The organism is uncultured Roseovarius sp. (genome assembly GCF_913054395.1).
Lineage (GTDB): Bacteria > Pseudomonadota > Alphaproteobacteria > Rhodobacterales > Rhodobacteraceae > Roseovarius.
Map to the genome: position 1 here is coordinate 1 of NZ_CAJXIP010000044.1, position 24,068 is coordinate 24,068.

Sequence of the window (24,068 nt, forward strand, 5' to 3'; positions counted from 1 at the left end):
AGCTGAAATACCGAGAGTGCGAACCAATAAATTTAACGCAGATAAAAGCGTAACCAGAACACTTAATTTAAACGATTTACTCTAAATTATTAGAGGTAAACTAACGCCGCTATTAAGCGGACAAAATCAGTTGGCTATACTTGTTGAGGCACGAAACAAAGCCAACTGTTTTTGTTCCGACTTAAAGGCCTTGTTAGCTGAGCCAATTCAAGAACCATAACACTTTGTTAAATTTAGAAAAAGTGTAGAAAACACAAATTAGAAACTGAACTTTAAAATGCCACCATTATAAACAAACGGAGTTAATGGAGCAGCCTGATCACCGTGGTGCATCTATTGCATTTTGCTACAGACGACTATTAACGACCGCACAGATGGTGGCATAGACATGAAAACCGAATTTACCGCAGAGCAGCTAAAAGACCCGAAGATCACGCGCGCGAACGAGATTTTGCGCTCTTGCGTGCATTGCGGGTTCTGCACCGCGACCTGCCCCACCTATCAGGTGCTTGGCGACGAGCTTGATAGTCCGCGAGGCCGGATTTACCTGATCAAGGACATGCTTGAAAACAATCGTGTGCCGGACGTCAGGACGGTCAAGCATATTGATCGCTGCCTGTCCTGCCTTGCCTGCATGACCACCTGCCCGTCGGGTGTGCATTACATGCATCTGGTGGATCATGCGCGCGAATACATCGAAGAGCGGTACAAGCGTCCGCTTGGGGATCGGGCGCTGCGCTGGATTCTGGCGCGTATCCTGCCCTATCCGACACGGTTTCGCCTTGCGCTGTTGGGTGCCAAGATCGGACGGCCGTTTGCAAGGCTGATGCCCGATGCACGGCTGCGCGCGATGCTTGAAATGGCGCCCAGACAGATCCCGCCGGTAAGCCGCAATGACGACCCGCAAAGCTTTGCCCCCGAAGGCGCGCGCAAAAAGCGCGTGGCATTGATGACGGGATGTGCACAAAAGGCGCTGAACACCGATATCAACGATGCCACGATCCGGCTTTTGACGCGGCTTGGATGCGAGGTGGTGGTCGCCGAGGGCGCCGGGTGCTGCGGTGCCCTGACCCATCACATGGGCAAATCCGACGAGAGCCACCGCACCGCGGCCAAAAATATCCGCGCATGGGCGCGCGAAATGGATGGCGAGGGGCTTGATGCGATTGTGATCAACACATCGGGCTGTGGCACGACGGTCAAGGATTACGGCCATATGTTCCGCCATGATGCGCTTGCAGGTGATGCCGCACGGGTGTCGGAAATCGCAATGGATGTGTCCGAGGTTCTGATGCAGCTTGACCTGCCCGAGGGCGGAGCGCCGGACCTGACCGTGGCCTATCATGCGGCCTGTTCGCTTCAGCATGGCCAACAGATCAAGACCTTTCCCAAGGACCTGTTGAAACGTGCCGGATATGGCGTGGTTGAACCGGCCGACAGTCATCTTTGTTGCGGGTCGGCGGGCACTTATAACCTGCTACAGCCGGAAATCTCGAAACAGCTCAAGGCGCGCAAGGTACGCACGCTTGAGGCGAAGAATCCCGATGTGATCGCCGCCGGAAATATCGGCTGCATGATGCAGATCGGCTCTGCCACAGGGGTGCCGATCGTACATACCGTCGAGCTTTTGGATTGGGCCACGGGCGGGCCAAAACCGCCCGCGATGGAGCGCGCGGCACAGGGCATGACGGGGGTTCCTATACTGCGCTGAAGGCCCTAATTTGGCCCTAAACGCCTGTTAACCGGCAGGGGTTGTTTTTCGGAGGCCCCATGCTGCGCAGTATTTGTTTGACGTTCTCAGCCTTGTTTTTTGCAAGTGCGACATGGGCGCAAGATAGCCGCCTTGAGCGGCTTGATACCGGCGACGACACCCGACAGTGGGAGGCCGTTGGCCGCCTTGAGCTTGCCGGCAAAGGGTTTTGTACCGGGTCGCTTGTGGCGCCCGATCTTGTCCTGACGGCGGCGCATTGCCTTTATGACAAGGCCACGGGCAAGCGGATTGACCCGGCGCAGATCGAGTTCAAGGCCGGTTGGCGCAATGGGCGGGCTGCGGCCTATCGCTCTGTGCGGCGCGCGGTGACGCATCCGGATTATGATTTCGCCAATGGCGTAACAGCCGACCGCGTGCGCAACGATGTTGCCCTGCTGGAACTGCATCACCCGATCAAGAACACGCGCGTCAGCCCGTTTGAAACCGACGAACGCCCCCGCAAGGGCCAGCGCATCGGCGTGGTCAGCTATGGCAAAGACCGCTCCGAGGCGCCTTCGCTTCAGAATATCTGCGAGGTTCTGGCACGCCAGCAGGGCGTGTTGGTGATGTCATGCGATGTCAATTACGGATCATCCGGCGCGCCCATCTTCAGCTTTGAGGGCGGCATGCCGCGTATCGTATCCGTCGTATCGGCCATGGCCGAGGTGGACGGGCGCAAGGTGTCGCTTGGCACACAGCTTGTCGATCCGTTGCGGGTGCTGCGCGAGTCCCTGAATGCCGGTCAGGGCGTGTTCCAGGATGCCGCTCCAAAGATGTTCACAAGCGGTACGCGCCGCGAGACCGGCGCGAAATTTGCCAAGCCATGAGGGGCCTGCACAGCTTACTGCCGCTTGTGCTTGTGGCGCTTTTCCCCGTCTGCGCCATGGCCCAGACAAGCAGCCTGATCCGACTGACCGACCGCGATGACCTTTTCGGCTGGGAAGCTGTTGGCAGGGTCGATATCGGAAAGGACGGGTTCTGTACCGGCGTTCTGATCGCCCCCGATCAGGTATTGACCGCCGCGCATTGCGTTTATGATCAGCACGGCGCCCCCGTCGAGGCCGCCACCCTGCGTTTTCGCGCCGGGTTGCGCGATGGCGTAGTGATCGCTGAACGTGGCGTGGCCCGTTACGCCGCCGCAACTGGCTATGATCCGCGCGACGGCATGAGTGCCGAGAATGTGCGCCGGGATGTCGCCCTTTTGGAACTTGCCGAACCGATCCAAAGCGCGGTTGCCGCTCCGTTCCGGCTTCATGGGGGTGGCACAAGCGGCCAACGCGTAAGCGTGGTCTCTTACGGCGCAAACCGCGACAAGGCCCCATCGTGGCAGCGCGATTGCGGCCTGACTTGGCGGCATGAGGGGATCATGCAGTTTGACTGCAACGTGATTTTCGGATCCTCCGGCGCGCCGGTCTTTGCCCGCGACGGCACGCGCGCGCGAATCCTGTCTCTGATCAGTGGCGGCAATTGGGACACAGAGGACAAGGTGGCCTATGGCATGGATCTGCCCTCGGTGGTGGATGACCTCAAGCGCAGGTTGCGCGCGGCCCCTTCGACGATCACGGTCAACAAGGGTTTTCGCCGGGTCGGGGTGGGTTCGGGTCGCCGGGCCTCGGGCGCGAAATTCGCCAAACCCTGACTGCGCAGCGCAGGTCTTGAAACTGCAAAATGCGCCCCCCACATTATAGCTATCCGGTGCCGCCTCGCGGGCCGGATGGAACTTTGCCTTGCCCCAAAGGGAAGGCTTCAATCAGGTATCGCTCAATGGAGGATGACCATGCGAAATTTTGACCTTGCCCCGCTTTACCGGGCCACTGTCGGCTTTGACCAGATCGCAGACATGATGGACCGCGTGCTGTCCAGCGATGTAACCCAGCCGACCTATCCCCCCTATAACATCGAAAAAACCGCCGATGATGCCTATCGCATCTCAATCGCCGTTGCGGGCTTTGCCGGGTCCGACCTGTCGGTCGAGGTGAAGGAAGGCGCGCTTGTGGTGTCGGCCCGCAAGGCCGAGGATGACAATGACCGCACCTATCTGCATCGCGGCATCGCCACCCGCGCATTCGAGCGCCGCTTTCAGCTGGCCGACCATGTGCGCGTGACCGGCGCCAGCCATGCCGATGGCATGCTGCATATCGAGCTTGTGCGTGAAATGCCCGAGGCGCTGCGCCCTCGCCGGATCGCGATTGCCAGCGGCGATGCTGTTGAAAAAGATGTGATCGACGCCGCCAACGTCAACTGATCGCGCAACAGGTGTAGACGATGAAAACGGCCGCCGCCGGGTAATCCGGTGGCGGCTTTTGCTTTTGCCATGCCCCTCAGGGGCGGCGGGCCACCAGAAGGGGCGCGGTGCTTTCATCGCCGATCAGGATCAGGTCACCCTCCGCGGAAATGTCAAAGCGGGCGACTTGTTCAAGCGCATCAAGCATGCGCCGCTCCTGTTCCATCAACGGGGCCGGACAGGCCATCATCGTGCTGCCCATGGCACCAAAATGCAGGCCCTCACCAGTCAGGTTGAACCCACCCACCATGCGGTTACAGCCCGTGCTTCCGGCGACCCGGTCGGGGGCGACAAAGTTCAGAATCAGGCGCTCTGGCTCAACAAGCGGGCTGTCGCCAAGGCGGACCACCTGCCAGGCCGGTCCCAGCAGCAAATCCGCCGGGCTGCCGCCGCAGCCGCGAAACTCGCGCTCGTCAAGCATCAGGACCGCAGTATGGGGATGCGGCATACCGGTGGCATCGTCCTTGCAAATCTGGTCGCGGATCGTCAGGCGCGCGCCCGCCGAGGGAATGTAAAAGGTATAGGCGCCGGGGATGACCTGAACATCAGGGCGCGCGGCGCTATGGCTGATTTCCCCGTAATCGGCGGTGATTTCGGCACTGTCCTCGTCGAAGACAACGGACCAGCCTGGCTCGTTGCCGCCCGCCCGATAGCGCGCGCGCTGTGGCGGCGGCACCCTTTGGCATTCACTCAGGTCGCGCCCCTCAAGCCGGATCATCGCGTCATCGCCTTTGGTCCAGACCTCGGTTTCGGGATCGTTCACGGCAACATAGCGCGCACCCGAGGCCGACTCGGCGGCGGCAAGGGTGATGTCGCGGCCCTCGGCCCGCAGCACCATTTCGTGCCCCAGAACCCCCACCGCGACGGTCAGGTCGCCACAGATAAATGCGATGGAAAACGCCATTGGCGTGACCGGCTCTAGGATCAGCGTGCCAAGATCAAGCGGCTCGGTGCCCGCCGCGAAACCGACATCGCGCAGCACCCAGCGGGGCTGGCCCTGAATGTGGATCACCGCACTCAGGCGCCCGGCAAGATTGCTCGGCACCGTGACGTCAAAGCCAAGCGGCACCTGCTTGCCATCGGCCTGTACCACTGCCTCGCCAAGCATGGCACCGAAATGGCCTTCGACAACCACGGTGGCGCGTGCATCGGGCGGCAATGCGATCCGTTGAAGATAGCCAAGCGCGCCCTTGATCTGGCGTGCCTCGTCGTCTTGCGCAAGCGAGGCCAGCGGCGAAATCAGGGCCAATAAACAGGCCAAAGCGATAAGGCGGGGCATCGGCTGCTTCCTTTGCGCGGACAGGTTTTATCCTATCCTAGCCATTGCCCCGCCCATGGTCGAGTGTCGCGTGATCAGACGCTCATGCAGATGTATTTCATCTCAAGGAAGTCCTCTATCCCGTGGTGGCTGCCTTCGCGGCCAAGGCCCGATTGCTTGACCCCGCCAAACGGCGCGACTTCGGTTGAAATGATACCGGTATTGACGCCCACGATGCCATATTCAAGCGCCTCGGCCACCTTGTAGACGCGGCTCAGGTCCTTGGCGTAGAAATAGCTCGCAAGACCAAAGATCGTGTCATTGGCCATGGCAATCACGTCATCCTCGTTCTCGAATTTGAACAGCGGAGCAAAGGGGCCAAAGGTTTCATCGGTGGCAACCTGCATGTCCTGCGTCGCCCCGGTAATGATGGTCGGGGGCAGGAAATAGCCCTCGCCCTGCATCGGATCACCGCCACCAAGGATCACCTCGGCGCCTTTGGCCTTGGCGTCGGCCACATGTTCCTGAACCTTGGTGATGGCGTCGGAATTGATCAGCGGGCCAAGGGCAACGCCGTCTTCCATGCCATCGCCGATCTTGAGGTTGCTGACCGCAACCTTGAGCTTTTCGGCAAAGGCATCGTAAACGCCGGCCTGTACGTAAATCCGGTTGGCGCAAACGCAGGTCTGGCCGTTGTTGCGGAACTTGCACAGGATTGCGCCCTCGACCGCCGCATCAAGATCGGCATCGTCGAACACGATGAACGGCGCGTTGCCGCCCAGTTCCATCGAACATTTCATCACCTGATCGGCGGCCTGACGCAGCAGGATACGGCCCACTTCGGTCGAGCCGGTAAAGGTGATCTTGCGCACGGTGGGGTTTTCGCAGAATTCCTTGCCGATATCGGACGAGCGCGACGAGGGCACGATGTTGAACACGCCCGCCGGAATGCCCGCACGTTCGGCCAGCACGCCCATGACGGTGGCCGAAAGCGGTGTTTCCGCCGCCGGGCGGCCGACAAAGGCACAGCCCGCGGCAAGCGCCGGTGCCGCCTTGCGGGTGATCATCGCGTTGGGAAAGTTCCAAGGCGTGATCGAGGCGACAACACCGATCGGTTGCTTGATCACGGTGATCCGCTTGTCGCGCTGATGGCCGGGAATGGTTTCGCCGTAAACGCGCTTGGCCTCTTCGCCGAAGAATTCGATGAAGGACGCGCCATAGCCGATCTCGCCCTTGGCTTCGGCAAGCGGCTTGCCCTGTTCAGCGGTCAGGATGACGCCCAGATCATGCTGGTTTTCCATCATCAGGTCGAAAAACTTGCGCATGACAGCGGCGCGTTCCTTGCCGGTCCACTTCGCCCATTCCTTTTGCGCGGCCTCGGCAGAGGCGATGGCGCGGGCCACCTGGGCGCGGCTCAAGTCGGCAACATTCGCAATCACGTCGCCCCGTGCGGGGTTCGTTACCTCGAAAGTGCCATTGTCGCCATCCACCCACTCGCCGCCGATATAGGCTTTCTCGGCCAGAAGGCTGGGGTCTTTCAACATGGATTTCAGATCGGTCTTGGTCATGGCGCTGTCGCCTCCCTGTCTTTTCGTCTCGCAAGGCAAAGCACCTTGGGGTAGGAATGTCTAGGGCCAGTCAGGAAGGAAAACAGCGTGAAACTGGACGATGCATACGCCAATGTCCCTTATATTCCCGGCGGCGCGGATTATCCCGCGCGCTGGAGTGCCCAAGCACAGGCGTTTCGTGACGCGCTTGTGGCCCAGGGGCGGGCCGATCTTGGCCTGTCCTATGGGCCAAGCGAGCGGCAGGCGTTCGATCTGTTTCATCCCGAGGGCCCGGCAAAGGGTTTGCTGGTGTTCGTGCATGGCGGCTATTGGCTTCGGTTTGATCGCTCGCTCTGGTCGCATCTGGCGGCGGGCGCCTTGGCGCGGGGCTGGGCAGTGGCAATGCCATCATATGATCTTTGCCCCGCTGTGCGGATCGCCGATATCACGGTACAGGTTGCGCGCGCCGTGACGGCGGCGGCGGCGCGGGTTGACGGGCCGATTGCCCTGGCCGGGCATTCGGCGGGCGGGCATCTTGTGGCGCGTATGGGCATGCCGGGGGTCTTGCCCGAAGGGATCGCAGGGCGGCTTTCTCATGTCATGCTGATATCGCCGGTTTCTGACCTGCGCCCGCTGTTGCAGACCTCGATGAATGCCGATTTCCATCTTGATATGGCCGCCGCCGAAGCCGAAAGCCCGGCGCTTATGCCCGCGCCTGCGGTGCCCGTCACCGTCTGGGTCGGCGCCGATGAGCGGCCCGTTTTCCTTGATCAGGCGCGTTGGCTTGCCGAGGCCTGGGGTGCTAGGCATCACGTGGCCGAGGGCCGCCATCATTTCGATATCATCGAGGCGCTTGCCGATCCGGATAGCGCAATGATGGATCAATTGCTCGGGTAACGCCCAGTTGTGATGTGACACATCACAAAGGCTGAATTGACGGGGCGTTCAATTTTCATAGACTGCGGCGAAATTCGCTGAAAGATCATCATGCACAAACCGGCCCCCCTGTTCACGCCCGTCCTGATTGCGGGCTGTGCGATCATATTGATTTCATTCGCCATCCGCGGGTCATTCGGGGTGTTCCAGATTCCGATCGCGACCGAGTTCAACTGGCCCCGAGCGGAATTTTCTCTTGCCATTGCCATTCAGAACCTGGCCTGGGGCTTTGGCCAGCCGTTCTTTGGCGCGCTTGCCGAAAAGTTGGGGGACCGCAAGGCGATCGTGCTTGGCGCGCTGAGCTATGCGGCGGGGCTTGTCCTGTCGTCATTTGCCGTCACGCCAGAGGCGCATCAGTTTTATGAAATCCTTGTCGGCTTTGGCATTGCGGGCACCGGGTTTGGGGTTATCCTTGCGGTCGTCGGGCGGGCAAGCACGGACGAAAACCGCTCGATGAGCCTTGCAATCGCGACCGCCGCCGGCTCCGCCGGTCAGGTGTTTGGCGCGCCTGTTGCGGAATACCTTTTGGGCATGATGACATGGCAAATGGTGTTCCTGATCTTTGCCGCCGTCATTCTGGCCAGCCTTTCGGCCCTGCCGCTGATGCGCGCGCCAGAGCCCGCGGGCCGGACCGTACTTGAGGATTCGATGGGCACGATCCTGCGTCGTGCGTTTCGCGATCCGTCCTATACGCTGATCTTTCTGGGCTTTTTCAGCTGCGGTTATCAGCTTGGCTTTGTCACCGCGCATTTCCCGGCCTTCGTGACCGAACTATGCGGCCCCATCGCCCCCGGCGGGGCACTCCACAGTCTGGGCATCACCACCACTTCGGCGCTAGGGGCGGTGGCGATTTCGCTTATCGGTCTGGCCAATATCGTCGGCACGCTCACCGCCGGGTGGCTGGGCAAGCGGCATTCAAAGAAGAACCTGCTGGCGATGATCTATCTCGGGCGCACCCTGATTTCGGCGGCGTTCATCATGACGCCGATCACCCCCGCGACGGTGCTGTTGTTCTCAGCCTCGATGGGCGCGCTGTGGCTGGCGACCGTGCCGCTGACCAGCGGGTTGATCGCGCATATCTATGGAATTCGCTATATGGGAACGCTTTACGGGATCGTGTTCTTTTCCCACCAACTCGGGAGCTTTATGGGTGTCTGGCTTGGCGGCAAACTTTACGATCTCAACGGCGATTACACGATGATCTGGTGGATCGGCGTCGGCATCGGGCTGTTCAGCGCCCTCCTGCATCTGCCGGTACGTGAACGAAGCCTGCAAGCCGCATGATCAGTCGCACATGAGATCACGCATGGCGTGGATCACCGCGGCGCTGTGGGTATAGGTCAACCCATGTCCGGCATCCTCGATCACCTCTTGACGGGCGGCACGGTTGATCTGGGCGAGATCGCCCATGCTACTGATCGGGATGATGCTATCCTGGCCGCCCCAGATTGCCAGCACCGCGACGCGGCTTTGGGCAATGTCGTGATGTTCTTCGCGCAGATCCTCGGAAACCATCCCGTTGATTGAGGCCATCACAGCAGGCACAAACCCGCGATAATGCAATTCGCCCTGTTGCAGATCGACGATGCCTTCGACGGAACTTGGCAAGTCGCGCTCGGCCTCGGTGCTCTTGCGGAAGGAGCGGGCAAAAAACGCCTGCATCATCCAACGGCCAAGGCGGCCACCATGGGTGACGCGCTCCGCCAGGGGGCCAAGGTCATGGCCAAGCCCGGCGGGGGCAATCAGAACCAGCTGCCGAAGGCGTTCGGGGAAAAGCGCGGCAAAGGCCGTGGCAATAGCGCCGCCCATGGAATAGCCCAAAAGCGTGATATCGCCGTCAACACCCTGATCCTCAAGCAGCTCTTCAAGCTGGGTCACGAAGAACGCCGAATCCTGCGGGCCGGACGGACGGTCGGAATAGCCGCGCCCGTAAAGATCATAAACCAGCACCCGAAAGCCAAGCGCGCCAAGACCCGGCGCAAGGCCGTTCCAGACGAAAGACGGCGTTGTCAGCCCATGCACGCAAACCGCAACCGGCCCGCGCGTCGCCCCAAGCCAGCGGTAATGCGTACACCCGCGCGACAGCTCGGCAAACTTGCCCGGTGCAGAGCGGCGCGCCTTGTCGTCCATGTGTGGCTTGAGCGCCTCATGCAGATAGGGCGCGGCCACCACAAGCGCCAGCCCCCCGAGAACGAGCACAAGCCAGATCACTCTGCGGCCCTCCAGGCATCAAGAATGTAGCGGCTTGTCATCAGATCAAGATGTGCGCCACCACCGTTTTTGAAGAGGGTGATTTCGTCGTCCGAGCGGCGAATGAAATTCTCCGGCTCATAGAAATCGGCAACAAGGTGGTCACGTGTGATGGCGCCGGTTTCAATCGGGATCTTGATCTCGCCGATATGGCCGACGGTAGTGTCATAGCTGTCGACAAACACCCGCGCACGCGCCAATGCGGCGTCATCGACCTCGCGCATATCGGGGCGATAGGCGCCGATCAGGTCGATATGCTGACCGGGTTGAAGCCAGTCCCCCGCGATCAGCGGCTCTGTCGACATGGTGGCTGAGGTCACGATATCGGCGGCGCGCACCGCCGCCTCGAGATCATCGGCAACGGTCATGCCAGGGCAGTCTTCCGCCATCTTCTCGGCATTGGCGCGGGTGCGGTTCCAGATCGAGAAACGGGCATTCGGAAAGACCGAGCGATAGGCCTGCCAGAGACTGCGCCCGACGGTGCCCGCACCCACGATCAGGATCGATTCGCTGTCGGGGCGGGCAAGGCGGGTTGTCGCAAACAGGCTGTCGCCTGCGGTTTTCCACTTGGTGACGAGGTGAAAATCGACAATCGCCTCAAGCGTGCCGTTGTCATCCGAATAAAGGTTGACCGCACCGTTGATCATCGGCTCGCCCCTGTCGGGGTTGCGCGGAAAGATCGTGGCGGATTTCACCGCAAGCCCCATCCCGTCAATCCACGCCGCCCGATTGAGCAGAGTATCGGGATCGCGGTACAGAAAGGTATCGGCGATCTCGGCCTTGGGCAGGGCATGTCCGGCCTCGAACGCGGCGCAAAGCCCGCGCCAGTCAAGATTGGCCTCGCCCTGTGCGAAGGGGATCATCGTGATGTTCATGCGCGGTCCTTTCTCTTGCGGCAGTATCAGCGGCGGTATGTCGGCGCCTCGGTGGCCAGCGTTTCATCCTTTACCGACTCGCGCCACAAAAGATAGAGACCCGATCCGATGATAAGCGCAATGCCGATCCATGCGCTTCGGTCCGGCCATGTGCCAAAGACGGTCACCCCCCACATGATTGCCATCGGCATGGCGACATATTCAAACGGCGCGGCAAAGGCGGCCTCGCTAAGGCGATAGGCCTGAGAGATGCACAGGCCCCCTAGCATGGCGGAAATCCCCAGCATGGCAAAGATCGGAAAGTCAGCCGGATCAGGCAGCACCCAGGCGCGGAACAGAAACTCGAGCGAGGGGTGGCCCATCCCGGCAAAGCGACCGTCGCCAAGCCCAAGCCCGATGGCAAGGCTGGCGATGACAAAGGTCAGCTGGATGTAAAACGCCATGGTCGGTGCGGTTTCGGTGCCGCCGATCTTGCGGGTCAGCATATGCAGCGTGGCATAAAGAAACGCCGCCGCGATCGGCAAGAGCGAGGCTAGCTGAAACGCCGCCGTACCCGGCTTGACGATCACCAGAACACCGACAAACCCAACTCCGATCGCGGCCCAGCGACGCGGGCCAACGGTTTCGTGCAAAAAGATCACCGAGAACACCGTGATCACCAGCGGCGAAACAAAGAACACCGCCACCGCATCGGCAATCGGAAGGGCCGCCAGCCCCAGGAAGAGGCACATATTGGCACTGACCACACAAAGCCCGCGAATGAGATGCACCACCGGGCGACGCGTGCGCAACAGGCTTGTTCCCCCGGAAAAGGGCATCACGAAGGCCGTGAAGGCCATGATGCCGATCACCGCGCGGATGAACACCACCTGATGCAGCGCGTATTCATCCGACAGGAACTTGATCCCGACATCATTGAGCGAAAAGCAAATCACTGCCGCCAGGGCAAAGGCGGCGCCGATCATGTTGGAACGCTGAATGGTCGCGGTGGTCATGAAAATCCAAGGTTGCTTTTTATCCCCGATACATGAGGTCACGGCCCCCATGTTGTAAACCCCCGGGGGGCCCTCTTCGGGCAATCGCAGGTCAAAAGGAAGGTTTGAGTATTTATGGAAAGATGAAAGGGGGGGGGCGGAATGTGGTATTCTTGCGCCAGAATGATCCCGCGAGGGACCTTCGGAACAGGGGAGTTGAAAATGAAACAGTCAATGAGCTTGATTGCCGGCGCAATCGCATTTGCCGGCCCTGTGTTCGCAGACAATTATGATTTTGACGCGATGCGGGCTTCGGCGGGGAAGTACAAGAATGTCGAGGTCGCGCTCGCCGAGGGGTACATTCCGGACCCGTCGGGGAAATGTATCAGTGCCGAAGGCGAAGGCTTGCCACAGGAATGGGGCGGCATGGGTATCCACTATCTCAGGCCCGACCTTCTGAAGCTGTCGCCTCCGGGCGATCGTGTTGACGGGGCCGGCACACACACCGACTTTATGGCTCCTGCGATCCTGCTTTATGAGCCGCAGGCAGATGGGTCGCTGGAGTTGGTCGGCATCGAGAACCTGGTCTTTGAAGCCTCATGGATGTCCAACGGCCACGCCGGTCCGCCCATGATGAACGGTCGCGCATGGGATCACATGATGGACGATCCCAACACGTCCGGAGACGAGGCCCATGGCTTCATGCCGCACTTTGATCAGCACGTCTGGCTTTTCCGCAAGAATCCCTTGGGCGACCTGATGCCATTCAACCCGACGGTGACCTGCGAGCACCATCGAGGGTGATACTTTTCCGCTGCGCGGTTCGTCCCGCGCCTCTAACGGCGGTGGCAGTGACAGTGATGTCCTCACTGCTCCGCAGGGCGGACCTTTACGCGCCGGATTGTTTGGCGGCGCGCAGCGCGCGTTCAAGTGCATCCAGGAAACGCGAGCGATCGGCCTTGGTAAATCCCTTGCCGCCGCCTTGACGGAACGGGTCGGCGGCGCGCAGGTCGGCCATCAGATCTCGGGTGGCAAGCACGTTGCCGATATTGGCCTGTGTCAGCGGTTCGCCGTTATGCTTGAGCACCTGTGCCCCCGCCTCGACGCATTTGGCCGCCAGGGGAATGTCACCGGTGATCACCACGTCGCCGGGACCGGCACGCTCGGCGATCCACATATCGGCGACGTCGGGGCCATCGGGCACGATCACGGTCTCGACCAGTGGATTTTGCGAGGGGCGCAGACCGCCGTTCGAGACGACAAACATCATTTGCCCGTGCCGGGTGCCGACCTTTTCAACCTCGGCCTTGACCGGGCAGGCATCGGCATCGACATAGATGCTCATTTCTTTGCCTTGTCGGCTTTGGCCGCCTTGCGGTGAAGCTTGTATTCCTCGGGGATTGGCATGCGGTTGAAGGCATCGAGCCCGGCAATCTTATAGGCCTCGGCCAACGTCGGGTAATTGAAGGTGTTCTGCACGAAATAATCCACCGTGCCCTTCAGGTTCAGCACCGCCTGCGCGATGTGGATAAGTTCGGTTGCGCCCTCGCCCACGATCTGCACGCCAAGCACCCGGCGGGTTTTGAGCGAAAACAGCATTTTCAGCATGCCGTGTTCCAGGCCCATGATATGCCCGCGTGACGTCTCGCGAAACCGCGCGACGCCGACCTCGTAGGGAATCCCGCGCTCCTGCATTTCTTCTTCGGACATGCCGCAGGTCGAAATCTCGGGCACCGAATAGATGCCGTAGGGGAACCACGGGCTTTCGGGCAGGGTCGGCGTGTCAAGCGCGTGACAGGCCGCCACGCGCCCCTGTTGCACCGAGGTCGAGGCCAGCGAGGGGTGGCCGATCACGTCGCCTGCGGCATAGATATGCGGCACGGCGGTCTGGTAATTCTTGCGGTCAACCTCAATCCGCCCGCGGTGGTCGGTTTCAAGACCGACGGCGCCCAGGTTCAGGCTGTCGGTTGCGCCCATCCGACCGGCGGCGAAAAGCAACATCTCGGCGCGGACATGCCGGCCGTTGGCAAGGCTGACCTCGACATGCTCGCCCGCGTCCTCGACTTTGTCGATGCCCGAGCCAAGCCGCAGGTCGACGCCATTTTCACGGATCTGATGGGTGAAATCCTGAATAAGTGCCGTGTCGATGAAATCAAGGAATGTCTCGCGCGGCTCGATCAGGGTGACCCGCACGTCAAGCGCCGAGAACATGGTGGCATATTCCACCCCGATCACCCCGGCGCCGACCACGATCAGGCTGCGCGGGATCTGGGCAAGTTCCAGAAACTCGTCACTGTCCACAACGGTGCGCCCGTTGAACGGAACGCTATCGGGGCGATAGGTCTTGGTGCCGGTGGAAATCAGAAACCGATCGGCGGTCAGCCGCGTGACATCGCCCGCCTCGGTGGCAACATCGACGGTATGCGGATCGACAAACCGCGCCAGCCCATTCAACGTGTCCACATGGTTGCGGTTGAATTGATGCTCGAGCACGTCAACCTCGTGATCAAGCGTCATGTGAAGCCGCGCCTTTAGATCCTCGGCGCCGATGTTCTCCTTGACCCGATAGGCACGGCCATAAAAGCTGCGCTCGCGCCAGCCTGAAAGGTTCAGTACCGTCTCGCGCAGGGTCTTGGACGGGATCGTGCCGGTATGCACCGAAACCCCGCCAAGCCGATCCTTGCGGTCGATGACGAGCACCCGCCGCTTGAGCTTGCCGGCCTGAATGGCCGCCGCGCGGCCTGCCGGGCCAGAGCCGATGATGATCAGGTCATAGTGGCTCATGACTTACCCCGCATAAAGCGCTTCGGCGTGGAATGATACGTGATCCTCCATGAACGTCGACATGAAGAAATAGCTGTGGTCATAGCCCTTTTGCATCCGTATCGCGCCCTCCTGGCGACGTGCCAGGGCAGCCTCGGCCAGGGTTTCGGGGCGCAGCAGGTCAAGGAACTGATCGTTGGTGCCGGTATCCACCAGAACCGGCCCGTCAAAGCCGGTTTCGCGCATAAGGATGCTGGCGTCATGTGCCGCCCATGTGCTTTCATCGGCGCCAAGGTAGGCGGTGAACTGTTTGCGGCCCCAGTCGCTTGCGGTTGGGTTGCAGATCGGCGCAAAGGCCGAGACAGAGCGGAAGCGCCCGGCGAGACCCATGGCGAGGGTCAGCGCGCCGTGACCGCCCATGGAGTGGCCGGTGATCGACTGTCGCTCGCCATCAATCGCAAAATTCTCGGTAAGCAGCGCGGGCAATTCTTCGGCGACGTAATCCCACATCCGGAAATGCGACGCCCAGGGGTCTTGCGTGGCATTCACGTAAAACCCGGCGCCCTGACCAAGGTCATAGGCCTCATCATTGGCAACACCTGTCCCGCGCGGGCTTGTGTCGGGAAAGACAAGGGCTATCCCCTGTTCCGCGGCCCACCCCTGGGCGCCGGCCTTGGTCATGGCGTTTTCATGGGTGCAGGTCAGCCCCGACAGATACCAAAGCACCGGCACGGGGCCATCCTTTGCCTCTTGCGGGAGGAAGAGACCAAAGGTCATGTCACCGCCGCAGGCCTTGGAGGCATGGGTATAGACCCCCTGAATGCCACCAAAACAGGTGTTTTCCGATACCGTTTGCATGCGTCTCTCCTTTGCCGTCCTAGGCAGTATTTAATAAAGCTGGTTCACCCAGCCGATCACAAGCGACACTGTAACTATTGCCGCCGCCGTTGAAATCAGAATCGAGGCCGAGACCCGCTTGGGCGCGACCCCGTAATGCTGCGCCAGCATATAGACATTGCCCGCCACCGGAAGGCTTGCCGCCGCGATCATCACCGCCGCTGCGTAGGGGTCTACGGTGAACAGAACCAGTGCCGAAAGCGCCACAAAGGCCGGATGCAGCACCAGTTTGCAGAACGACAACCACCCCGAGATCGTCGCACGCTCGGCCGATTTAGAGGCCAGCGAAGCGCCAATAGCGAACAGGGCGCCGGGTGTCGCCGCGCCGCCCAGAATGGCCACGAATTCGTTCATCGGGTCCGGAATCGGCAGGCGAAGGCCGGACCATGTGAGGCCCAGAACAATCGACACGATCATCGGATTTTTCAACAGGCCAAGGCCGACAGTGCGCAGGATGCCAAGGCTCATCCGGCCATCGCGAGAGCCGGTGATCATGATCACCACAAGCGAGCCAAACACGATCAGGTCAATCGCGAGAACGATCATCACCGGGCCAATCGCGGCCTCGCCCATCAGCATGGCAAGCATCGGCACACCGAGAAAGCCGACATTGCCGATTACCGCGCATTGCGCTTCGATGGCGACTTCCTGAATGCTGATCCGGCGCAACAGCGCCACCATGGTGGCAATGCCATAGACAAACCCGGTGGCCGCAAGATAGGCCATCACGAAATTCCAATCCAGAACATCCGCCAGCGTCAGGTTCGCCGAAAAGCGGAACAGCATTGCCGAGAGCGCAAAGTAGAACACGAATTTCGTAAGCCATGCGGTCGCCACTTCGGGGAAAAAACCGCTGCGCCCGGCGCCGTATCCCAGCCCGATTATCAAAAAGAATGGAAGTGTCTGGAGGAATACACTTAGCATTCGCGTTTGGTATCAGGTTCCGGGGCAAGGTCAATCGGCGCTGAGCTTTTCTGTGTCCTGCCCATGACTTATCTGCACATCTCTAACCGCTGCCGATAAGCACCCCTGAGGCAAAGACAAGTGCACCACCAAGCACCACCTGAAAGGCGGCGCGGAAAAACGGTGTCTCCATGAACTTGTTCTGAATCCAGGCAATCGCCCAAAGCTCGATAAAGACAACGGCAAAGGCGACGATGGTCGCGGTCCAGAAATCCGGGATCAGATAGGGCAAGGCGTGACCAAGTCCGCCGAGCATCGTCATGATCCCAGAGGCAAAACCGCGCTTGATCGGGCTGCCGCGCCCTGACAGTTCCCCGTCGTCGCTTGCGGCCTCGGTAAAGCCCATCGAAATGCCCGCCCCAACACTGGCCGCGAGCCCGACCAGAAAGGTGGTCCATGTGTCCTGCGTGGCGAAGGCCGTCGCAAATATCGGCGCAAGCGTGGACACAGAGCCATCCATCAGACCCGCAAGACCCGGCTGCACCCATGTCAGAAGAAAGGCCCGGTGCGAGGTGCGCTCTTCGGCGGCCAGAGCGCTATCATCAAGATGCTCGGCTTCCAGTTCACCGGCGCGGGTTTGATGACCGGCCTCGGCGGCGGCCAGATCGCCCAGCAATTTGCGGGTATCTGCATCGGCGGTGCGCTGCGCCGCTTTGTGGTAGAACGCCGCGGCGTCCCGTTCCATGCCCTCGGCCTCGGCACGGATGCGTTCAATCCCAAGATTTTCGATAAGCCAGACCGGGCGGCGGGCATAGAACCCGGCGACGTGTTCGCGACGGATAAGCGGTATCACATCGCCAAACCGCTTGCTGTGAAGTTCGATCAGGCGTTGGCGGTGGCCATCTTCCTCGGTGGCCATGCCGTCAAACACCTTCGCGGTATCAGGGTAATCGACACGCAACAATTCGCCATAGCTTCGATAGATGCGGGCGTCGTCTTCTTCAGAGGAAATGGCGAGCGCCAGGATTTCCTGTTCTGACAGATCTTTGAAGCGGCGGCGCGTTTGGATACCTGGAATCATGGCGACCTCGGTGAATTAGAATGGTTCTAAGCTAGTTTATCGACACGGTCGATCAAGCGCAAAGCGTTTGGGTGATACGCAACCATTAAACTAATCAGTTCACTTTCCCCTTGCAAAGTAAACTAAACGGTTTAGATAATCTTCTGAACCAAACAGTTCACTTTTGGAGAATGACATGAAACAGATCGTCACCGCAGTCGCCCTCTCGCTATCTTTTGCCGCCTCGCCCGTCTTGGCCTTGGGCATCGACATGAACACCCTGACCCCGGTCCTGACCTATCCCGATCCCGCGCCCGCGCCGGTGACCCAGGGCAACAACGGCATCAATAAATGATCGCGGGGGATCACAAGTCACGCATAGGGTTGACCCGTGGCTTGTGATTTCCGGAACTGCGCGCGGATATACTTGCGATCCGGCCATAAGGGCGACTAAACTGGTCGTCTCACCGGGAGGGGCTGCATGTCGGCAATGGCCGCAGAGATCAAGAAGGGACGCAAATTCGATCAGGTGCTCGAAGGGGCGCGTCACGTTTTCCTGCGCGACGGCTTTGAGGGCGCAAGCGTCGATGACATCGCCCGCGAGGCGCAGGTGTCAAAGGCCACTCTCTATAGCTATTTCCCGGACAAACGCCTGTTGTTCTCGGAAGTGGCAAGGATCGAATGCAACCGTCAGGCCGAAGAGGCATTGCGCGAATTTGACCTGAATGCCCCCTGCGCCATCACCCTGCGGGATATCGCGGATCGTGTCGTGCGGTTCTTCCTGTCGGATTTCGGAATTCAGGTTTACCGAATCTCCGTTTCCGAATCCCATCGCTTTCCCGAACTTGGCAGACGGTTTTATACGTCCGGGCCGGAACTGTTGCGTGAAAGACTTGGCATGGTGCTAGGGCATTACGTGGAGACCGGTGCGCTCAAGATCCAGGATATGGATCTTGCTGCCGAGCAATTCTGCGAACTCTGCAAATGCGATATCTTCGTGCGCTGTCTTTGCGGCCTGTGTACGGCGCCGCAAGAGGCCGATATCGACCGGGTTGTCACCGGCGTGGTCGATATGTTCATGGCGCGCTACGGCGTCTGAGCGCCCGCCGCCGGGTCATGTGATCAGAAACCGGGGGCCCAAGGACGCCTTGCGGAATTGTTCTGGCTCAAGGCGCGCAGCACTGCGGTGACGTAGGATTGCCAGGTCCTGCATACCGAGCCGAAGAAACCCATGAAGCCTCTCTTTTTGATCCTCGCCTATCTCGGCGTCGTCGCGCTGCCGCTGGTGCTCTCCTGGCTGACCGGCGGGCCGTCGCGCCCGGTGCATCAAGAGCTTGCCTCGGGCCTTGGCATTCTCGCCTTTTCGATGACCCTCGCAGAGTTTGTTCTTTCCGGTCGTTTCCGGAAGATTTCGCATGGCGTCGGGATGGATGTAACCATGCGGTTTCATCAGGTCATGGCGCGCACGGCTCTGATCTTTGCGCTACTGCATCCGTTCTTGTATCGCGCTACGCCGTCCAGGGGGCGACGGCCCTGGGACCCGACCGGCCAGCTCACGCTCACCACTGATTTTTCTGATATGTCCAGTGGCATTGCGGCGTTTCTTATTCTTCCAAGCCTCGTTTTTCTGGCCATCGGGCGCACCAAGCTGGATCACAAATACGAGGTGTGGCGTCTGATGCATGGGATCGGTGCCGTCTTGATCGCGCTGCTTTTGTTGCATCACGCCACCCATGCGGGCCGCTATGGGTCACAGCCGGTGATGAGCTGGGTCTGGCTGGTGATGACCGGGCTGGCGGTCGGATCACTTTTCTATGTCTACCTGATCGTGCCGATCAAGGATCGCAGGCGGGCGTGGCGCGTCGCCTCTGTGACACGGCTGACGCCCAGGCAGTGGGAGTTGACCCTCACGCCGGACGCGCATTCGGGGCTTGCCTACACCGCCGGGCAATTTGTCTGGCTGACGGTCGGGCACAGCCCGTTCTCGATCAACGAACACCCGTTTTCGATCTCCTCGGCGCCGTCGGGCGGGCCAGAGGTTTCCTTCATGATCAAGGAACTTGGCGACTTTACGCGCGGGGTTGGTGACATAAAGCCGGGCACGACCGCCTATCTTGACGGCCCCTATGGAAGTCTCGCGATTGAGGGGCGCACCGAACCCGGCGTCGCGTTGATCGCCGGCGGTGTCGGCCTCGCGCCGCTTTTGGGTATTCTCAGGCAGATGCGCCTTACGGGTGATCCGCGCAAGGTAAGGCTTGTCTATGGCAATAGGAAAGCCGACCAGATTGCCTTTCGCGACGAGCTGGATATGGCGGATGTCACCTATGTCCTGTCAGAGCCGCCAGAGGGATGGACGGGCGAGACCGGGTATATCGACGGCGCGCTTCTGGATCGGGTTTTTGCGCCGCAGGACTTCAAGGAGTGGCTTTTCGTGGTCTGCGGGCCGTCAGTCATGATGGACATCGTGGAAACCCATTTGATCAAGCGCGGCACGCCGTCTGATCGCATCCTGTCGGAGCGGTTCGATTATGATTAATGCGTTCAAAAAGATGACCCTGCGGCGCCGCGTTGGCATCGTGATTCTGACGGTGAATGTCTCTCTATGTCTGGCAGTGATCGCCTTTGCACTGCGCTGAATGCCAGTGTGAGGCAAAGCAAAAGGGCGCCCGGTTGAGGGCGCCCTTTGTGTTCTATCAGGTTGGGCCGCTTAGCCCGGGCTAAGCCCGCGCAGACGCTCGGAGCGGCGACGCAGATATTCCAGCGTGGTCAGCAAACAGATTGAGATCACCACAAGGATGGTGGCCACCGCAAGGATGGTCGGGCTGATCTGTTCACGCAGACCGGTGAACATCCGCCACGGCAGGGTTTGCTGATTGGCCGAGCCGACGAAGAGCACCACGACCACCTCGTCAAACGAGGTGATAAAGGCAAACAGCCCGCCCGAGATCACGCCGGGCAGGATAAGCGGCATCTGCACCCGGAAGAAGGTGGTCAGAGGATCAGCGCCCATATTCGCCGCGGCCCGCGTCAGGGACCGGTCAAAACCGACGAGCGTCGCGGTCACGGTGATGATCACGAAGGGAATACCAAGCGCGGCATGCGCCAGAACAACACCCATATAGGTGCCCTGAAGACCAACCCGGCTATAGAAGAAATACATCCCAGCCGCCGAGATGATCAGCGGAACGATCATCGGAGAAATCAGGATCGCCATGATCGCGCGACGGAACGGCACGTGAGGCTGGCTAAGGCCAATCGCGGCCAGCGTGCCAAAGCCCACCGACAGGACCGTGGCCATCGGGGCGATGGACAGCGAATTGCGCAGCGCCTGTTGCCAGCCGGTCGAGGTAAAGAAATCCTCGTAATGCTTGAGGCTATAGCCGGCAGGGTCAAAACGCAGCATCTCGGGCGTGAAGGTAAAGAAATCCTGCGCGTTGAAGCTTAGCGGCATGACCACGAGGATCGGCGTGATCAGGAAGATAAAGATCGCCCCGCAAATAACCCGGAATGAATAATGCCAAAGCACCTGGCCAGGTGTCAGATAGGGCGGCAGATTGGCCCGATACCGGCCTTCGCCGATCCAGAAGATGAACCAGGAAAAGAACCAGCCGAACAGCGCACCAAGCACAAGACCCGGAAGCGCCGCGAAAAACCAGCCGACGACCACAAAGAGCACGATAATGCCCCAGCGGGTTGCCTTTTCCTTATCAAGCCCAAGACCCTTGAGCGCAATCATGGCAAGGGCCATCAATATGACCGCGCCAAGCACGATCCCCATAAAGCCAGAGCCATGCGCCGTGCCGACAAACAGCCCGACAAAGGCCCCGGCCGCGCCCACCACGGGAAGGGTAAAGGACAGGGGTTTGGTTTCAACCGGTGTAAGAGTGAATCCGCTCATTTTTCTTTACCCCAGCTTCACGTTGTCGATGCCGACGATCTTGTCGTAGGCGTAATAGAGAACCATCACCACCGCGAGCAGGATAGAGCCCAAAGCGGCGCCAAGACCCCAGTTAAGCGACGAGGAAATGTGATAGGCAATCCGGTTCGAAATGAACGTCCCGGTAGTGCCGCCGACGATTTCAGGCGTGATGTAGTACCCGATCGCGAGAATGAACACGAGGATGCTGCCCGCGCCGATGCCCGGCACCGATTGCGGGAAATAGACCCGCCAGAACGCTGTCCAGTTGTTGGCACCAAGCGATTTGGCCGCCCGCAGATAGCTCGTGGGGATGGTCTGCATCACCGAATACATCGGCAGGATCATGAAGGGCAAAAGGATATGCGTCATCGCGACGATCGTGCCGAATTGATTGTTGATCATCACAAGGCGGCTTTCATCGGCGACAAGGCCAAGCCAGACCAGCACGTCGTTGATCACCCCCTGCTGTTGCAGCATGATCTTCCAGGCACTGGTCCGCACCAAAAGCGATGTCCAGAACGGCAGCAGTACCAGGATCATCAAAAGGTTGGCCGAGCGCGCCGGCAGGTTCGCCATGATCCAGGCAATCGGATAGCCTAGCGCGATGCAGCTAAAGGTGATGACCAGCGACATGAACATCGTGCGCTTGAACAGGATGCCGTAAATCCGCTCGTCGTCAGAGCGAAGCGCGATGCCATCGGTGGTTTTTTCCATGTCGATGGCGTTGAGGAAATAACCTGTGGTATAGGGCGGCGAATAGGTCTTGATCACCTCCCAATATCCGGTGCGGAGCCAGTCTTTGTTGCTCTCGATCAGGGCCGCTGTCATATCAACAGCCGGCAGGCTATCGAGCTGAGCCGCGAGATCACGCAACTCTTGGGCACCAGGGCCCTGATAACTTGCCAATGCGTCCGCTGCGGCGGGTTCGCTCAGATCGAGCAGAAGTGCCGGATAGACGGCTTCCCACGGGTCTTCTTCGGCAACGACGTCATTGTCCAGAAAGACGGTGAAAGCGGCAAAGGCGGTGTAGGCCCGCGTGGTATTTGGCAGGATCTTGTAAATCTCGGCCCCCGGCACAAAGCCGATTTCGCCGCTGAATGTGGCGGATTCGAGGCCCTCAAGACGCCCGATCTGGTTCGACAAAAGCCTTTCGTTGCCCTCGGCCCCCTGGCCACCCGACATCATGTCATACCAGAACGCGCCCTCGCCAAAAGCGGGATTCACCTTCTCGATGGCTTTCTGATAGACCTTGCCGATATTGTCGACATCGCGGCCTGTGGTGCGGAACATCGAGGAAATACCGCTTTCCTCATAGTTCAGACGCGACCCGAGCTTAGTGTGTTCCTTGGCTTCAACCGCAAGGAACAAGTCAAAATAAAGCGCCCGATAGACCGATTCATCGGGGGTTCCGGTGCCATCCCAATCGCGCAACTCTTCAACCGTCATCGGCAGGGTCCTGCCGACAATCTGGTTTTCAACCGAGCGGAAAAGCATGTCCGCAATAGGCGCAATGAACGTCAAAAGCACAAAGATCAGCAGCGGCGCGATAAGCGCCAGCGCCCGCATTTTCTGCGCCCGAAGCGCGCGGCGCAGGCTGCGCTTCAGCGGCGTGCCATCCGCGGCAAGAACCGGGCCGGTGTGGGTGGTATCGCTCATGTCATCCCCGTCGGACAATTTTGTTTATGTAGACCGGGTCTTTTGCCCGGCATGGGGTGGAAGGGGCCAATCCGGCCCCCTCCGTTTCCGTCAGGCAGTCTTATTGTGCCAGCCACGCCTGGAATTTCGCATCCAGATCGTCGCGGTTGTCTGCCCACCATTCGTAGTCATAGACGTGAACGTTGCCCGCGTTGGCCGGATCGGTCGGCATATGCGGTGCCATCTCGATGCCCAGTTCGGCGTGCTTGCCCACGAGCGGAGCGGAAGAAGCACGGGCCGGACCGTAGGAGATGTATTTCGCCTGATCGGCCAGACGCTGTGTGTCCGTGGCAAAGTAGATATAATCCAGCGCACGGGCTTTCCGCTCGTCCGACAGGCCTGCGGGAATGATCCAGCCATCCAGATCGAACACCTGCGCGTCCCAGAGCATGGCAACCGGCTGGTCCTGCTCTTCGATCACGGAGAACAGACGGCCGTTGTAGGTGGAGCCCATCACGACTTCGCCATCGGCGAGCAGCTGCGGCGTATCGACACCGGCGGACCACCAGATCACGCTGTCCTTGATGGTGTCGAGCTTGGCCAGCGCCTGCTCCTGACCTTCTTCGGTTTCCAGCACGTCATAGACTTCGTCCTTGGCGACACCGTCGCAGAGCAGGGCCCATTCCATGTTGTTGATCGGACGCTTTTCCAGCGCGCGCTTGCCGGGATAGGCTTCGAGATCGAACACGTCGCAGATCTTGGACGGAGGCGTGTCGCCAACCAGATCGGTGCGATAGCCGAAGGTGGTGGAATAGACGATCTGCGGGATGAAGCAGTCGGAGACCAGAAGATCGCCAAAATCATCCTCAGCGGAGGTGCCATCGGGGGCAGCCGCGAGGTGCTCGTCCGGGTCGATTTCCATCGCCAGACCTTCGTCGCACAGACGCATCGCATCGGCGGCAACAACGTCGACCACATCCCAGGGGACATTGCCCGCTTCGTTCATGGCGCGCAGCT

General features: G+C 60.1%; 23 protein-coding genes. 10 read left to right on the top strand and 13 right to left on the bottom strand.

Annotated features, from left to right (window positions below):
• Window positions 1-388 precede the first annotated feature (388 nt).
• The 4 genes from glcF (at window position 389) to QZ522_RS08240 (ending at window position 3,995) form a co-directional block, all read left to right on the top strand.
• Window positions 389-1,711, top strand: a complete 1,323-nt coding sequence (glcF, locus tag QZ522_RS08225; RefSeq protein ID WP_294609623.1) for a glycolate oxidase subunit GlcF — start codon at window positions 389-391, stop codon at window positions 1,709-1,711.
• Between the two features lie 59 nt (window positions 1,712-1,770).
• Window positions 1,771-2,577, top strand: coding sequence for a trypsin-like serine protease (locus QZ522_RS08230; protein WP_294609626.1), 807 nt, complete (start codon window positions 1,771-1,773; stop codon window positions 2,575-2,577).
• Window positions 2,574-3,389 carry a trypsin-like peptidase domain-containing protein gene (locus QZ522_RS08235; protein ID WP_294609629.1) on the top strand — a complete coding sequence of 272 codons (816 nt, stop codon included), beginning with the start codon at window positions 2,574-2,576 and terminating at the stop codon, window positions 3,387-3,389. The genes QZ522_RS08230 and QZ522_RS08235 overlap by 4 nt, the downstream gene beginning before the upstream one ends.
• A gap of 138 nt (window positions 3,390-3,527) precedes the next feature.
• A complete protein-coding gene (locus tag QZ522_RS08240; RefSeq protein ID WP_294609632.1) occupies window positions 3,528-3,995 on the top strand; it encodes an Hsp20 family protein in 468 nt (155 codons plus the stop codon).
• Window positions 3,996-4,071: 76 nt separating this feature from the next.
• Here the strand turns inward: QZ522_RS08240 and QZ522_RS08245 are convergent, their stop codons facing one another.
• Both QZ522_RS08245 and QZ522_RS08250 read right to left on the bottom strand, forming a co-directional pair.
• Complete coding sequence (locus QZ522_RS08245) at window positions 4,072-5,313, bottom strand: META domain-containing protein (RefSeq protein WP_294609637.1); 1,242 nt, start codon at window positions 5,311-5,313, stop codon at window positions 4,072-4,074.
• A gap of 74 nt (window positions 5,314-5,387) precedes the next feature.
• The gene (locus QZ522_RS08250) at window positions 5,388-6,860 is read right to left on the bottom strand and encodes an NAD-dependent succinate-semialdehyde dehydrogenase (RefSeq protein WP_294609639.1); all 1,473 of its coding nucleotides are present in this window, start codon (window positions 6,858-6,860) and stop codon (window positions 5,388-5,390) included.
• Window positions 6,861-6,947: 87 nt separating this feature from the next.
• Between QZ522_RS08250 and QZ522_RS08255 the strand changes: the two genes are divergently transcribed.
• Window positions 6,948-7,736: an alpha/beta hydrolase gene (locus QZ522_RS08255; protein WP_294609642.1), complete on the top strand. Its 789-nt coding sequence runs from the start codon at window positions 6,948-6,950 to the stop codon at window positions 7,734-7,736.
• A gap of 90 nt (window positions 7,737-7,826) precedes the next feature.
• On the top strand, window positions 7,827-9,059 hold the full coding sequence (locus QZ522_RS08260) for an MFS transporter (protein WP_294609647.1): 1,233 nt from the start codon (window positions 7,827-7,829) through the stop codon (window positions 9,057-9,059).
• Here the strand turns inward: QZ522_RS08260 and QZ522_RS08265 are convergent, their stop codons facing one another.
• The 3 genes from QZ522_RS08265 to QZ522_RS08275 are packed head-to-tail and all read right to left on the bottom strand — an operon-like array spanning window position 9,060 to window position 11,895.
• Window positions 9,060-9,986 (bottom strand): alpha/beta hydrolase, encoded by a 927-nt coding sequence (locus tag QZ522_RS08265; RefSeq protein ID WP_294609651.1) that lies wholly within the window; start codon window positions 9,984-9,986, stop codon window positions 9,060-9,062.
• The gene (locus QZ522_RS08270) at window positions 9,983-10,900 is read right to left on the bottom strand and encodes an ornithine cyclodeaminase (protein ID WP_294609654.1); all 918 of its coding nucleotides are present in this window, start codon (window positions 10,898-10,900) and stop codon (window positions 9,983-9,985) included. Before QZ522_RS08270 ends, QZ522_RS08265 begins: the two co-directional genes overlap by 4 nt.
• A gap of 26 nt (window positions 10,901-10,926) precedes the next feature.
• The gene (locus QZ522_RS08275) at window positions 10,927-11,895 is read right to left on the bottom strand and encodes a DMT family transporter (protein ID WP_294609657.1); all 969 of its coding nucleotides are present in this window, start codon (window positions 11,893-11,895) and stop codon (window positions 10,927-10,929) included.
• Between the two features lie 201 nt (window positions 11,896-12,096).
• On the opposite strand from QZ522_RS08275, the gene QZ522_RS08280 reads away from it, so the two are divergent.
• Entirely contained in the window at window positions 12,097-12,678 is a 582-nt protein-coding gene (locus QZ522_RS08280) for a hypothetical protein (RefSeq protein ID WP_294609660.1), read from the top strand.
• An 85-nt stretch (window positions 12,679-12,763) separates the two neighbouring features.
• Here QZ522_RS08280 and QZ522_RS08285 read toward each other — a convergent pair whose 3' ends face one another.
• The 5 genes from QZ522_RS08285 to mbfA all read right to left on the bottom strand — a co-directional run bounded on the left by QZ522_RS08285 (window position 12,764) and on the right by mbfA (window position 17,518).
• The gene (locus QZ522_RS08285) at window positions 12,764-13,219 is read right to left on the bottom strand and encodes a YaiI/YqxD family protein (protein ID WP_294609663.1); all 456 of its coding nucleotides are present in this window, start codon (window positions 13,217-13,219) and stop codon (window positions 12,764-12,766) included.
• Window positions 13,216-14,658 (bottom strand): Si-specific NAD(P)(+) transhydrogenase, encoded by a 1,443-nt coding sequence (gene sthA, locus QZ522_RS08290; protein ID WP_294609664.1) that lies wholly within the window; start codon window positions 14,656-14,658, stop codon window positions 13,216-13,218. Before sthA ends, QZ522_RS08285 begins: the two co-directional genes overlap by 4 nt.
• A gap of 3 nt (window positions 14,659-14,661) precedes the next feature.
• A complete protein-coding gene (gene fghA, locus QZ522_RS08295; protein WP_294609667.1) occupies window positions 14,662-15,495 on the bottom strand; it encodes an S-formylglutathione hydrolase in 834 nt (277 codons plus the stop codon).
• Between the two features lie 30 nt (window positions 15,496-15,525).
• Entirely contained in the window at window positions 15,526-16,458 is a 933-nt protein-coding gene (locus QZ522_RS08300; RefSeq protein WP_294609670.1) for an AEC family transporter, read from the bottom strand.
• Window positions 16,459-16,540: 82 nt separating this feature from the next.
• Entirely contained in the window at window positions 16,541-17,518 is a 978-nt protein-coding gene (gene mbfA / locus QZ522_RS08305; protein WP_294609673.1) for an iron exporter MbfA, read from the bottom strand.
• Window positions 17,519-17,693: 175 nt separating this feature from the next.
• Between mbfA and QZ522_RS08310 the strand changes: the two genes are divergently transcribed.
• The 3 genes from QZ522_RS08310 to QZ522_RS08320 all read left to right on the top strand — a co-directional run bounded on the left by QZ522_RS08310 (window position 17,694) and on the right by QZ522_RS08320 (window position 20,033).
• Window positions 17,694-17,852, top strand: a complete 159-nt coding sequence (locus QZ522_RS08310) for a hypothetical protein (RefSeq protein ID WP_294609675.1) — start codon at window positions 17,694-17,696, stop codon at window positions 17,850-17,852.
• 126 nt (window positions 17,853-17,978) lie between these two features.
• Complete coding sequence (locus tag QZ522_RS08315) at window positions 17,979-18,596, top strand: TetR/AcrR family transcriptional regulator (RefSeq protein ID WP_294609678.1); 618 nt, start codon at window positions 17,979-17,981, stop codon at window positions 18,594-18,596.
• Between the two features lie 132 nt (window positions 18,597-18,728).
• A complete protein-coding gene (locus QZ522_RS08320) occupies window positions 18,729-20,033 on the top strand; it encodes a ferredoxin reductase family protein (RefSeq protein WP_294609681.1) in 1,305 nt (434 codons plus the stop codon).
• A gap of 171 nt (window positions 20,034-20,204) precedes the next feature.
• Here QZ522_RS08320 and QZ522_RS08325 read toward each other — a convergent pair whose 3' ends face one another.
• The 3 genes from QZ522_RS08325 to QZ522_RS08335 all read right to left on the bottom strand — a co-directional run.
• Complete coding sequence (locus QZ522_RS08325) at window positions 20,205-21,395, bottom strand: ABC transporter permease (RefSeq protein WP_294609684.1); 1,191 nt, start codon at window positions 21,393-21,395, stop codon at window positions 20,205-20,207.
• 6 nt (window positions 21,396-21,401) lie between these two features.
• Window positions 21,402-23,072 (bottom strand): ABC transporter permease, encoded by a 1,671-nt coding sequence (locus QZ522_RS08330; protein WP_294609687.1) that lies wholly within the window; start codon window positions 23,070-23,072, stop codon window positions 21,402-21,404.
• A gap of 100 nt (window positions 23,073-23,172) precedes the next feature.
• Window positions 23,173-24,068: ABC transporter substrate-binding protein (locus tag QZ522_RS08335; RefSeq protein ID WP_294609690.1), on the bottom strand; the 896-nt coding region annotated here is incomplete at its 5' end.

Coding starts and splice junctions, on each gene's coding strand:
- glcF (WP_294609623.1), top strand. CDS start 389: ATGAAAACCGAATTTACCGCAGAGCAGCTAAAAGACCCGAAGATCACG.
- QZ522_RS08270 (WP_294609654.1), bottom strand. CDS start 10,900: ATGAACATCACGATGATCCCCTTCGCACAGGGCGAGGCCAATCTTGAC.
- QZ522_RS08285 (WP_294609663.1), bottom strand. CDS start 13,219: ATGAGCATCTATGTCGATGCCGATGCCTGCCCGGTCAAGGCCGAGGTT.
- mbfA (WP_294609673.1), bottom strand. CDS start 17,518: ATGATTCCAGGTATCCAAACGCGCCGCCGCTTCAAAGATCTGTCAGAA.
- QZ522_RS08230 (WP_294609626.1), top strand. CDS start 1,771: ATGCTGCGCAGTATTTGTTTGACGTTCTCAGCCTTGTTTTTTGCAAGT.
- QZ522_RS08245 (WP_294609637.1), bottom strand. CDS start 5,313: ATGCCCCGCCTTATCGCTTTGGCCTGTTTATTGGCCCTGATTTCGCCG.
- QZ522_RS08240 (WP_294609632.1), top strand. CDS start 3,528: ATGCGAAATTTTGACCTTGCCCCGCTTTACCGGGCCACTGTCGGCTTT.
- QZ522_RS08315 (WP_294609678.1), top strand. CDS start 17,979: ATGTCGGCAATGGCCGCAGAGATCAAGAAGGGACGCAAATTCGATCAG.
- QZ522_RS08280 (WP_294609660.1), top strand. CDS start 12,097: ATGAAACAGTCAATGAGCTTGATTGCCGGCGCAATCGCATTTGCCGGC.
- QZ522_RS08275 (WP_294609657.1), bottom strand. CDS start 11,895: ATGACCACCGCGACCATTCAGCGTTCCAACATGATCGGCGCCGCCTTT.
- sthA (WP_294609664.1), bottom strand. CDS start 14,658: ATGAGCCACTATGACCTGATCATCATCGGCTCTGGCCCGGCAGGCCGC.
- QZ522_RS08320 (WP_294609681.1), top strand. CDS start 18,729: ATGAAGCCTCTCTTTTTGATCCTCGCCTATCTCGGCGTCGTCGCGCTG.
- fghA (WP_294609667.1), bottom strand. CDS start 15,495: ATGCAAACGGTATCGGAAAACACCTGTTTTGGTGGCATTCAGGGGGTC.
- QZ522_RS08300 (WP_294609670.1), bottom strand. CDS start 16,458: ATGCTAAGTGTATTCCTCCAGACACTTCCATTCTTTTTGATAATCGGG.
- QZ522_RS08325 (WP_294609684.1), bottom strand. CDS start 21,395: ATGAGCGGATTCACTCTTACACCGGTTGAAACCAAACCCCTGTCCTTT.
- QZ522_RS08250 (WP_294609639.1), bottom strand. CDS start 6,860: ATGACCAAGACCGATCTGAAATCCATGTTGAAAGACCCCAGCCTTCTG.
- QZ522_RS08310 (WP_294609675.1), top strand. CDS start 17,694: ATGAAACAGATCGTCACCGCAGTCGCCCTCTCGCTATCTTTTGCCGCC.
- QZ522_RS08235 (WP_294609629.1), top strand. CDS start 2,574: ATGAGGGGCCTGCACAGCTTACTGCCGCTTGTGCTTGTGGCGCTTTTC.
- QZ522_RS08260 (WP_294609647.1), top strand. CDS start 7,827: ATGCACAAACCGGCCCCCCTGTTCACGCCCGTCCTGATTGCGGGCTGT.
- QZ522_RS08330 (WP_294609687.1), bottom strand. CDS start 23,072: ATGAGCGATACCACCCACACCGGCCCGGTTCTTGCCGCGGATGGCACG.